Annotated in this window: 8 protein-coding genes; 3 read left to right on the top strand and 5 right to left on the bottom strand. The window is 71.8% G+C overall.

Annotated elements, in window-relative coordinates; translation table 11 throughout:
- Positions 1-15: 15 nt before the first annotated feature.
- Positions 16-1,437: a hypothetical protein gene (locus tag DEI91_RS05760; protein WP_111051385.1), complete on the bottom strand. Its 1,422-nt coding sequence runs from the start codon at positions 1,435-1,437 to the stop codon at positions 16-18.
- Positions 1,438-1,525: 88 nt separating this feature from the next.
- Between DEI91_RS05760 and DEI91_RS05765 the strand changes: the two genes are divergently transcribed.
- A complete protein-coding gene (locus DEI91_RS05765; protein ID WP_111051386.1) occupies positions 1,526-2,827 on the top strand; it encodes an O-antigen ligase family protein in 1,302 nt (433 codons plus the stop codon).
- A 90-nt stretch (positions 2,828-2,917) separates the two neighbouring features.
- Here the strand turns inward: DEI91_RS05765 and DEI91_RS05770 are convergent, their stop codons facing one another.
- Complete coding sequence (locus DEI91_RS05770) at positions 2,918-3,667, bottom strand: polyprenol monophosphomannose synthase (protein WP_111051387.1); 750 nt, start codon at positions 3,665-3,667, stop codon at positions 2,918-2,920.
- Complete coding sequence (locus tag DEI91_RS05775) at positions 3,664-6,153, bottom strand: glycosyltransferase (RefSeq protein WP_111051388.1); 2,490 nt, start codon at positions 6,151-6,153, stop codon at positions 3,664-3,666. The genes DEI91_RS05770 and DEI91_RS05775 overlap by 4 nt, the downstream gene beginning before the upstream one ends.
- Before the next feature lie 214 nt (positions 6,154-6,367).
- Between DEI91_RS05775 and DEI91_RS05780 the strand changes: the two genes are divergently transcribed.
- The gene (locus tag DEI91_RS05780; protein ID WP_111051389.1) at positions 6,368-7,681 is read left to right on the top strand and encodes a glycosyltransferase; all 1,314 of its coding nucleotides are present in this window, start codon (positions 6,368-6,370) and stop codon (positions 7,679-7,681) included.
- Positions 7,682-7,808: 127 nt separating this feature from the next.
- Here the strand turns inward: DEI91_RS05780 and DEI91_RS05785 are convergent, their stop codons facing one another.
- Together DEI91_RS05785 and DEI91_RS05790 are read right to left on the bottom strand one after the other, a co-directional pair.
- Complete coding sequence (locus tag DEI91_RS05785; RefSeq protein WP_111051390.1) at positions 7,809-10,028, bottom strand: hypothetical protein; 2,220 nt, start codon at positions 10,026-10,028, stop codon at positions 7,809-7,811.
- Complete coding sequence (locus DEI91_RS05790; protein WP_111051391.1) at positions 10,028-10,387, bottom strand: hypothetical protein; 360 nt, start codon at positions 10,385-10,387, stop codon at positions 10,028-10,030. Before DEI91_RS05790 ends, DEI91_RS05785 begins: the two co-directional genes overlap by 1 nt.
- Positions 10,388-10,847: 460 nt before the next feature.
- Between DEI91_RS05790 and DEI91_RS05795 the strand changes: the two genes are divergently transcribed.
- A complete protein-coding gene (locus tag DEI91_RS05795) occupies positions 10,848-11,747 on the top strand; it encodes an ABC transporter permease (RefSeq protein WP_111051392.1) in 900 nt (299 codons plus the stop codon).

Below are 11,747 nucleotides of genomic sequence, written 5' to 3' on the forward strand. Positions count from 1 at the left end.
CGCCCGGCACCGCGGTCACGGTCGGAGGAGCCAGGAGCACGGCACCTGCGCGCCCCACGGGGCCGTCTTGACATCGACGACCCGCGTGGGGTCGCCGGCACAAGCGGCCACGGCGGCCGGCACCTGTTCGCCCCAGACCGGGCCGTCGCTCCTGCGGGTCGGTCCCGGAGCCGCGTGCAGCACCGACGTCGTCAGCACCGCGGCGACCAGCGCCCAACCGGTGACCTGGGCGGCACGCCGCACAGCGCCTCCCGTCGTCGCCGCTCGACGTCGGGCGCGCCGCCGCCCCGTCCGCTCGTCGGTCTGCGGGGAGGGCCCGCGTCGGTCCCGACGCCCGGTCCCGACGAGCGCGCCGGCCGCGACCAGGACGGCGGTCAGCAGCAGGAGTCCGGACGCGGCCGTGTACCGCAGCGGCCCGGCACCCACGAGGTCCGGTTGCGGGTCCGACCACGCTCGGGCCGATCCTCCGTTCGCGATCAGTGCCGCCCACCACACCCCGCCCGAGGCGACCGCGAGCGCGATGGTCACCCACCGGCTGCGGGCGTTCCCGGTCCACAGCGACGCGATGACGACGAGCGCGAGGGCCACGACCGGCAGCAGGACCGGGGCCCAACCGGACGCCACGACCGTCCCCGCGACGGCACCGACGTCCGGCGTCCAGAGACCGACCACCGGTTGCAGGACCCAGCCCGCGAGCACGTCGGCGAACGCCACGGGTCCGGGATCGGCCGCGCGCTCGTCGGTGACCGCCGCGACCACCTGTGCGGTGCACCCGGCCAGGGCCACGACGGTCACGGGGAGCGCACGCGGCCAGCTCCGCGCACCGGACGCGTCGCGGACCGGGAACCAGGCCAGGGCGAGCAGCGGCAGGAACAGGACGGTCTGCAGTTCGGTGAGCACGACGAACACCGTCACGGCGGCGACTGCCGCGGCCCCCGCCCAGGTCCGCGCACGGTACGCGAACAGCCAGGGCGCAGCGGCGAGCATGAACCAGTGCAGGTTGGCGGCGTTGCCGCTGATCTCGACCGGTGCGAGCGGGAGCAGCGCCGGTGCCGCCGCGAGCACCGCCCGGACCGGCCCGGACGGCACGGCGTCGCGTGCGAGCACGTACACGACGGCTGCGAGCCCACCGACGACGGCGCACGAGCCGCCCGAGAGCACCCGTCCGTAGTCCTCCACCGGCAGTGCCCGGCCGAGGTCGACGAGCAGTCGCGGCACCAGGTGCAGGTACCCGGCGTACGGGTGCAGCAGCGAGTCGACGGCGCCGAGGGCGATGCGCTCCCGGAGGAACAGCCCGCCGTCCTCCGCCCAGACCGTCCCGCGCGTGACGGGGCCGAGCCGCCACCAGGCGATCGCCGTCGTCGCGAGCCCGACGAGGACCGCTGCGACTGCGGTGCTGAGCCATGGCGGGGTCGTCCTCGTCGTCGCGCGGTCCACGGGTGGACGGTAGCGGCGACATCGTCGATCCGCAATATCGACGAGCCGTGATGCCGCTGCTCGGATGCGCGTGCGCCAAGATGGACACGTGACGGACGGACGGCTGACGAGACGCGTGCGCGCCCGGCGCTACCTCTCCGCCTGGATCGGGTTCTCGGCGGGCGGGCACTTCAGCCAGGCGCTCGCCACCGTCATCGTCCTGTTCGCCTTCGGGCAGCCGACGGCCGAAGCGCTCCTCGGCACCGCCGGGGTCGACGCGGCCCTCGCCGTCCTGTTCCTCCTCGCCGGCCTCAGCCTGCTCGGCCAGCGCTACCGCATCGAGTGGCACGGCGTCCTCCCCCTGTCCCTCCTCGCCTTCGTCGGGTACTGCGCCCTGAGCGTGCTCTGGAGCGAGTACTCGTGGGTGGCGCTCCGCGGCACCGTCAGCACCGTCGGCTTCGTCGGGCTCGGCCTCTACCTGGCGCTCGGACGTGACCTGGTGCAGGTGATCCGGGCCTCCGGGGACGCGTTCCGCATCATGCTCGTCACCGCGCTCGGCCTGGAGGTCCTCTCCGGGCTGGTGCTCGACGTGCCGTTCCCCGCGCTCGGCATCCGGGGCGACATCGCGTACGGCGGACCGATCCAGGGCATCGGTGGCACCCGCAACTTCATGGGACTCATCGCGGCGATGGCGCTCGTGACGTTCGTGGTCGAGTTCCTCACCCGGTCCGTCACCACGTGGCGGGCGGTCGCGTCGACCGCCCTCGCCGTCCTCGCGCTCATGCTCGTGCAGTCGCCGATCACCGGCCTGGCGATGGTCGCGCTCGCCGCGACGGCGTTGGCGCTCTGGTCACTCCGGCACGCGAAGCCAGCGACACGGCCGGTGGTGAACGGCGTCCTCGGGGCGGCCGTGCTGCTGCTCGTCGCGATCGGCGTGCTCTTCCGGCACCGCGTGCTCGCCGAGATCGGCGCGGCCGGTGGGACCGCGACCAGGTTCGACCTGTGGGCGCAGATCCGCACCTTCGCCGCCGTCCACCCGATCCAGGGCTGGGGCTGGGTCGGCTCGTGGCCTCACGAGGCCGTCGTGCCGTACGTCACGTTCCTCGATCCCGACGACAACCGCTTCACGTCCGGACTCAACGCGTTCGTCGACGCGTGGCTGCAGATCGGCCTCGGTGGGACGATCATCCTCGGCCTCACCGCCCTGCTCGCGTTCGCGCGGGCATGGGTCACCGCGACGACGTTCCCGGGTGTCGCGTACGTCTGGCCGGCCGCCGTGCTCGTGCTCCTCGGCGTCACCAGCACGGCCGAGAGCTACCTGCTGCACGGGGCCGGACTGATGGTCTTCGTCACGGTCCTGGTGGTGGCCGCCCGACGACGATCCTGGCGGCGGCACCTGCCGCACCGCTGACGCGCGCCTCGAGGCCAGCTGCGCGACCGCGACCGCCGCCCGTCCGTCGGCGGACGGGGCCGCAGGCGGTGGATCGCCGTCCGGGACCGCTCAGCGCCGGTCGCGTCGCCGGCCGAGCCGTCGCTGGATGCCCCACTGCGTGACGCGCAGCATCGCCTCGACCACGATGGACTGGCTCATCTTGGAGACGCCGTGCACGCGGTCGCGGAACCGGATCGGTACCTCGACGATCCGACCGCCGAGGTCGTCGACGCGGAGGGTCATGTCGACCTGGAAGCAGTACCCCTTCGAGTCGACCGACGACAGGTCCATCGACGCGATGGTGTCGGCTCGGTAGACGCGGTAGCCGGCCGTGACGTCGCGGACGCCGAGCCCGAGCAGGATCCGCGCGTACGTGTTCGCCCCGCGGCTCAGGACCTCGCGCCGGAGGGGCCAGTCGACGACCGACCCGCCGGCCACCCAACGCGAACCGATCGCCAGCGCGACCTGCTCGTCGGAGCGGACCGCCTCGATCAGCGCGGGCAGACGGTCCGCCGGGTGCGAACCGTCGGCGTCCATCTCGACCAGGAGCGGGTAGCCGCGGTCGAGTCCCCAGCGGAAGCCGGCGACGTACGCCGTGCCCAGGCCGAGCTTGCCGCTCCGCTCGAGCAGGTGGACCCGCGGGTCCGCCGCGGCGATCTCGCGCACGACGTCGGCGGTGCCGTCCGGGCTCCCGTCGTCCACCACCAGCAGGTGCACCGACGGCGCGGCGTCGAGCACGGCGGCCGTGATGATCCGGATGTTCTCGGCCTCGTCGTACGTCGGCACGATGACGAGGGCGGTCGTCTCCGCAGGGCTCACCGGTTCTGCAGACGGTGCTTGAGCTTGCTCGCCACGCTCCGCGGTCCCTCCGCACGGAAGTAGTGGACCGCCCGACCGAGGTCGTGCCGGAGGCCGTACGACTTCTTCCGCTCCGGCACCCGGACGCGCATCTGGTGCGGTTCGACGGCCCCGGCGGGCTCGCGGACGGTCTTGTCCGCGGCGCGCACGGGGTTGCGGCAGAACTCGACGAGCGGCTCGAGGACGTTCTCCCACGTGAAGCGTTCGCGTACCCGGTCGACGTTGCCGATGAACTCGGCACGCGCGGCCTCGTCGAAGAGCGCCGTCTCGAGCGCGTCAGCCAGCCCCTCGACGTCCTGCTCGTGCACGGCGACACCGAGCCGCTCCTCCGCGACCAGGTCGCCGAAGGAGTCGCCCGCCGTCGTCACGATGGGCAGGCGTGCCCACAGGTAGTCCAGGATGCGGGTCCGGAACGAGAAGGTGGTCTCGAGGTGCTCGTAGTGCGTCGAGACACCGGCGTCGGCCTCGAGCAGGTAGGCGCCGCGTTCCTCGTACGGGATCCACGCGTCGTTGAAGAAGACGTTCCGGCCGGTCAGCCCGAGCGCGTCCGCCTCCGCCCGGACCTTCGCAACGATGTCCATCTCCGGCACGTCGGGGTTCGGGTGCTGGACGCCCATGAAGAAGAGCTTGACCTCGGGGCGGCGCTCGGCGAGGCGACCGACCGAACGGACGAGCGTGATCGGGTCGAACCAGTCGTAGATCCCGCCACCCCAGACGACGAGCTTGTCGTCCGCACCGATGCCGGGCACGACGCCCTTGACGCGCTGCTGGTCGTGCACCGGCGGCGTCGACGACAGCCCGAACGGCACGACACCGAGGAGCGAGCGCAGGTCGGGGTCCCGCGAGTACGTCCGTGCGTTCACCCGTCCGGAGCCGGCCAGCTGACCGAGCCAGAACAGCCGCTGCCGTTCGGAGGCGCACAGGAAGTAGTCGCCGAGCTCGAGCTGGTGGTTCAGCGTGTCCGAGGCGTCGAGGATCTGGCGGTTCCACTTGTCGACGTCGTCGCTGCGCCCCTGCTCGAGCTGCTCGAGGTGCAGCGGGTCGTAGACGTCGACGACCAGGATCTTGCTCGTCGACTCGAGCACCGGGAACAGGCGGAGCGCGTGTCCCTGCACGATGATGACGTCGGCCCATGCCTCGTGCTCGACCATCTGGCGCGGGTGACGGTGCGGGACGGTGACGACGTCGTAGGACGGGTCGATCGACGACGACCGCGTCATGCTGACCACGCGGACGTCGTGCTCGGCGGCGAGCTGCTTCGCCATGCGGGTCGCACGGATCGCCGGGCCCGCCATCTTCTCGCCGATGGAGTCACCGGTGATGATGAGGATGCGCCGGCGCGAGACGACGTCGAGGACCCCGAGGGAGTGCACGATCTTGTCGTACCCGGCCAGGTAGTCCTCGATCGGGTAGGCCGGCTCGTCCCGGTTGCCGAAGAGCCCCAGGAGCTCCCGGTCGGTCCGGACGCGCGTCGCCTGGATCTCGCGGCGGGACTCCGTCATCGACGGCAGCTGTTCGACGAACTGGTCGACCCCGTAGATGCCGGCCATCGACGTCTTCGGCACCGGGATGGTCGGCACGCTGTCGTCACCCGGGTTGCGGAGGTCGAGCTCCGTCGAGTCGAGCTCGCCACGACCGACCGCGCGGCGGACGGCCAGCGCGAGCGACCCGGGCAGCGCCACGGCGAGCTGCTCCTCGCCGAGGTTCTTGTAGAGCGTGAACAGGGCGTTGCGCTCGAGCAGGTACGTCTCGCGGAAGTCGCCGAACTTGTTCATCGAGGCGTGGTGCTTGTGGAACGCGACCGACTTCGGCTGGTACCGGAAGCGCCAGCCGAGCAGGTTGAGCCGCCAGCCGAGGTCGACGTCCTCGTAGAACATGAAGTAGCGGTCGTCGAAGCCGCCGAGCTGCTCGAACAGCTCCGCGCGGATGAACATCGCCGCGCCGGTCCCGAACAGCACGTCCGTCTCGGACTCCCAGCGCCCGGTGTCCGGCGACCCGGCGAAGGGCTTGTAGCCCATGCCGTACCAGGTCATCGCCGCCTCGGTGAAGTCGACGTTGACCCCCTCCCAGTCGAGCACCTTCGACGCGACGGCGCCGATGTCGGCACCGGCCGCGAACGTCGCCATCGCCTCGCGCACCCAGCCGACGTCGGGGCGGGCGTCGTTGTTGAGGAACGCCACGATCTCACCGGAGGAGCGCTCGACACCGAGGTTGCACCCGCCGGTGAACCCGAGGTTCGCGCCGGAGTCGATGAAGGTGAAGTCGAGGTCCGAGGCCTTGAGCCGGCCGACGTGCTCCGGACCGGAGCCGTTGTCGACGACGATCACCTCGAGCCGGTCCTGCGGCCAGTCCTGCTTCCGGAGCTCGGCGATGCTCGTCAGGGTGTCGTCCGTGCCCTTGTAGTTCACGAGGACGACGGACACGACTCCCGGCTTGCGCTCTGTCACGGCGGGTTCCTCCAGCGGCTGCCGCGTGCGCGGCAGCGATCAGCGATGCGGCCGCCGGGGTGCCCGTCGGCCGGATTCACCCTACAAGGTCGAGCACGGCGCTCCCGGGCGATCAGCACCGGTTCGGGCACAATGGCACACGGCATCCCCCCGGCAGCCCGTCCGCCGCGACCGCCCCAGGTCCCGGCGTCCTCCCCCACACCCGGAGCCCCTCGTGACCCAGTCCTCCATCCCGACCACCCCGTCCTCCTCGCCGCTCGCCGAGGAGTACGCCGCCATCGCGCGTGGCGACCACCGCGTCGGTCCGCGAGGGACGATCCGCTTCGCCGTCTCGACCGACGACCCCACCGAGGGGAAGGGCGACCTCTTCGTCGCGCTCGGTCTCGCGCGCGCGCTCCGCGCGGAGGGCTGGGGAGTCGATGTGTGGCCTGTCCACCGGTGGGCGGAGGACGTCCCGGCCGACACCACGGTGCTGGTGAGCATGATCGAGTCCTTCGTCCCCGGCCTGGTCCCGGCCGGCACGGCGACGATCGCCTGGGTGCGGAACTGGACCGCCCAGTGGGCGTCGCTGCCGTGGCTCGGTGAGTACGACGCCGTCTGGGCGTCCTCCTCGCCCGCGCGGGACGAGCTCCTGCGCGTCGTCGACGACGTCCAGGTCGTGCCGATCGGTGTCGACCTCGACCTCTTCAGCGCGGAGGCCCCGGGCGAGCCCACGGTCCGCAGCGACCGGACCGTGACCACCGTGAACTTCTGGGGTGTCCGCCGCGGCGTGCAGGACGTCCTGGAGCAGGTCCGGCCGGCCGAGCCGATCGTCTGGTTCGCGGCGAACGTCGAGCACGTCGAACCGGCGCCCGGTGTGGAGCTCCACCCCGCGGTGTCGTACTTCGCCCTGCCCGAGGTGTACCGCTCGGCGGCCTTCGTGGTCGACGACGTCATCGCCCCGGCCGCCGCGTTCGGCACGCTGAACTCGCGCCTGTACGAGTCACTCGCCTGCGGCGCCTTGCCGGTCACCACGTGCGCACTCGGCCTGGACGAGTTGGGCCTCGGCGAGGTCCCCGTCTTCCACGACGCCCCGTCGCTCGAGCGGGCCATCGGCATGCCCGCCGTCGAACGCGACGCCGTGGTCGAGCGGCTCCGCCGCGTCGTCCTGGAACGACACTCCTACGCGACCCGCGCCACCGAGGTCGCGCCGTCCCTCGCGGTCGCCGTCGCGCGCGCGGCCGAGCGCTCCGGCGTGCGTGACCCGCTCCTCCGGTGGACGGCGCTGCAGCGCGAGGAACTCCGCGAGGCCGTCCGGGAGCGCGACGTGCACCGGTCCGGCGTCGAGGACATCAACCGGCGGCTCATCGTGTCCGAGGAGGCCGTGGCCGTGCTCGACCAGGCGCGCCGCGCCGCAGAGGAGGCCCGACTGCGGGCCGAGACCGAGCGGGACGCGATCGCGCAGCGGTACGACGCCCTGACCCGGTCGGCGGAGTACCGGGTGCTCCGCCGTCTGGGCGGCGTCGCCCGGTCGCTGCGCTTCCGCTGAGCGCGGCCGCGCGTCGTGGCCCGGCTCGGCGGCCGCGTCCGGCAGCCCTGTCGGTCCCGCCGGTGACGAACGGGAGGCGCGGTGCCAGCTGGCACCGCGCCTCCCGTTCGTCACATCGTGACCGTCGTCAGGACACCGTGACGGTCTTCGTGCCGAAGTCCACGTACTTGCCGCTCGGCAGGTCCTGGTACCAGACCCGCACGCTGTGCCTGCCCGGCTTCACGCCGGTCAGCGTCACCGCCAGGCCGACGTCCGACCCCCAGCCCGGGTGCGCCTTCTCGACGTCGGCACGGACCGCGTCCGCGCTCCTGGCCGCCGCCCCGACACCGTCGAGGTGGACCTTGTACTTCACGGGCGCCGTCGTGTCCGGGTCGATCGCCCACCCACGGACGGCGACCGTGCCCACACCACCGGTCGCAGAGTCGAACGCGCCACGCACCGGCCCGGTCGAGGCGGTGGGCGCGGGAACCGGTGCCGGCGCCGGGCTCGTCACCGTGACGGTCTTCGTGCCGAAGTCCACGTACTTGCCGCTCGGCAGGTCCTGGTACCAGACCCGCACGCTGTGCCTGCCCGGCTTCACGCCGGTCAGCGTCACCGCCAGGCCGACGTCCGACCCCCAGCCCGGGTGCGCCTTCTCGACGTCGGCACGGACCGCGTCCGCGCTCCTGGCCGCCGCCCCGACACCGTCGAGGTGGACCTTGTACTTCACGGGCGCCGTCGTGTCCGGGTCGATCGCCCACCCACGGACGGCGACCGTGCCCACACCACCGGTCGCAGAGTCGAACGACCCGCGGAGCGGCTTGTTCGCGGTCGCTGCGGCGGTGACGGACACCGACTTCTCGGCGACCTCGACCCACCGCGTCCCGGGCTTGTCCTGGGTCCAGAGCGACACCGTCCGGGTGCCGGCGGTGACGTTCGTGATGGTCCTCGAGAAGCCGACCGTCGCGCTCGCACCCGGGTGGGCCGCCGCGACGTCCGTGCGGACCTTGTCGGTGGTGGCCGAGATCGCCCCGACTCCGTCCACCTGCACCTTGTAGGCGGTCGCTGTGGACGAGTCGCGGTCGAGCACCCACCCGCCGACGGCGATGGACGCCGCGCCGCCCGTGACCGTCTCGAGGTTCCCGGCCGGCATCGTGTTCGCGGTCGTGGCGGCCGCCACCGTCACGTCGCGGCACTCGAGCATGGTGTTCGAACCCGCTCCGACGTTGATCCCGTACACGCACACGGTGTGCTTCCCTGCGGCGATCCCCGTCAACGTGGTCTGGAAGGCGTGCGCCGTGTTGTCCGCTCCGAGCGAGGGAGCGAGGTCGGCACGGACACGGTCCGCCGGGATCGAGGCCTTGCCCTTGCCGTCCAGGTAGACGTGCGCCCGGATCGGGTCGGTCGTGTCGGGGTCCGCCGTCCAGCCGCGCACCGTGACCGTCCCGGCGCCGCCGGTGACCGCGTCGAGCGAACCGACGGGCGAGGAGCCACCGGTGGGCGAGCCGAACCAGTCGGTGTACATACGCCAGAAGTTGCGGTTGCCGTAGGCCGAGCAGCTGTCGCCGCTGCCGTACAGGTTCGCCATCGCGGCCGTGTTGGGCGTGTACGGCGTGTAGATGTAGAGCCCCGCCGTGGCCTGGTTCTGGATGTAGACCGTCTTCCGGCCACACGCGGCGTTCGGGTTGTACAGGACGGCGTTGTTCCGCCCGGCCTGGTACGCCCAGGACGACGGCGTGGCCTGGTAGCGCTTGAACTGCAGCGCCGCGGCGTAGACCTGCTGCGCGAACCCGCGGAAGGCGGGGTCACACGGGGCGGTGTCCGGGCACGCGAAGCCGGTGGCGTGCTGGTACATCCAGTTGGTCGGCCGCGACGTGGCGATGATGCCCTGCTCCTTCTCGAGCAGGACGATGAGCGCCTTCTGGCTGATGCCGCACGCCGCGCCCACCTGGGCGATGATCGTGGCAGCCGACTTGTTGCCGCCGGCGATCGCGTTGCACCGCCCGCTGACGGCCTTGATCGCCGTGACGTTCTGCGTGAAGTCCTGCAGGCAGACCGGCCCACCGCTCTGCTGCTTGCAGTTCGGCGCCACGCTGTTCAGGAAGGACTGCACGCCCGAGGCGTTCATGGCCGAACCGTCGAAGAAGTTCCGGTCGCTGATGAGGTTGCCCGGGTCGAAGTTCGCCGCGACCGCAGCCGAGGCGGACTCGGTCGTGGTCGTCTCGGCGACGACGGTGCCGACCGTCAGGCCGCTCACCGCGATCGCCAGCGCGGCGACCATGCCGAGCACGGAGCGCAGCGGGCGCACGGGCCGGCGACGGCCCTGCCGGGTCCGGGGGTCGCTGTCGGTCGTTTCGATGGAACGCATCACGGAACCTCCGCCGTCATCGGCTCGGACGTGGTCGACGCCGACCCGACCGAGTACTGCAGGGTGATCGACCAGGTGCCGCGGGACACCTGGCTCGCGGGGAAGGAGACCTGGGAGCAGTTCACCGACGAGGCACTCGCCTGCGCCGAGCTGGTCAGGGTCCGGGTGGTGGCCCCCTTGGTCGCGGTGAACCGGCAGGTGCCGGACGTGTCCGTCGTGCCGGAGACGAGGCCGCCCGCCTGGAGCTGCCGCGTGCCGGCGTCCCAACCGGCGAAGGTCACGAGCGCCGTCGCCGCGAAGTCGCCGGGGTCGGCGTCGGGCTCGGTCGTCACGCCGCTGCCCGGGAACGCGGACGGCACGTCGTCCGCGTCGCCGTCGGTGGCGCCGCCGTCACCCGGGACGCTCGTCGGTCCGGCGGGTGCCTGGGTGGGGCTCGCCGAAGCCGTGCCGGTCGCGGACGCGGACGTGGTCGGAGTGGGGGTCCGCGTCGACGACGCAGACCGAGAAGGGGTTGGAGCGTCTCCCCCGGCGGAACAACCCGCCGCCAGGAGAGACAGAACACCGACCACCGCGAACGCAGCGATCGGCCGTGGAGCAAGCTGCATGCTGACGGGCCGTCCTGTGGATGTTGACAAGGGTCCGGGTTGCGACAACGGTAACCCGGAAACGGCGGCCCGCGACAGGGACCGACGGGAATGGCCCCCACTCGGGGTGCACGACGGGTGTCGGGCAACGACCGCCGCTCGGCCGCTCCCGGGGCGTCCGCGGCGGCCCGGTGAGTATGCTGTTCCGGTCCTGCCCCCACGAACGAAGAGACGTATGGTCGACCAAGCCCGCATGACGGCGCTCGCGAAGGAGCCCCTCGTCGTGATCGGCGCTCCGACGAGCGCCTTCAAAGGCACCTGGAGAGAACTGCGCGACGTCTTCCGTCAGCGCGAGATGCTCGGGATGCTCATCCGCCGCGACCTCAAGGCGCGGTACAAGGACTCGGCGCTCGGGTTCGTGTGGACGCTCGTGCGTCCGCTGACGCAGCTGATGATCTACTACTTCGTGATGGGGAAGATCCTCGGCTCGTCGCGGGCGATCGACAACTTCGCGATCTACGTCTTCACCGGCCTGACGGCGTACACGCTGTTCAGCGAGATCGTCGCCGGCTCGACGGGCTCGATCGTCGGCAACAGCGGCCTCATCAAGAAGGTCTACGTCCCCCGCGAGGTCTTCCCGCTCGCCAGTGTCGGCGCGGCGCTGGTGAACTTCCTCATCCAGTTCGCCATCCTCATCGCCGCGACCATCGCGCTCGGGGTGTTCCCGTGGCACGAGGGACTCGTCTACCTCATCCCGTCGCTGCTGGTGATCCTGGTGTACGGCGCCGCGATCGGACTCGTCCTGTCGGCACTGAACGTGTACCTGCGCGACGTGCAGTTCGTCATCGACGTCGGCCTCATGGTGCTGCTCTGGGCCTCGCCGATCGTCTACTCGTACTCGATGGTCGTCGCCGAGCTGAAGGTGCAATGGCTGCTGGCGATCTACACGAACAACCCGCTGACGCTCTCGGTGCTCGGGCTGCAGAACGCGATCTGGCTGCACCCGACGCCGGTCGACTACCCCCCGCACCTCATGATGCGCCTCGGCATCGCCCTCGTGATCGGGCTCCTCTGCCTGCTCGGGGCGCAGCGGGTGTTCTCCCGGCTGCAGGGCAACTTCGCGCAGGAGCTCTAG

This window comes from Curtobacterium sp. MCBD17_032, assembly GCF_003234855.1.
In the GTDB taxonomy this organism is placed as follows: domain Bacteria; phylum Actinomycetota; class Actinomycetes; order Actinomycetales; family Microbacteriaceae; genus Curtobacterium.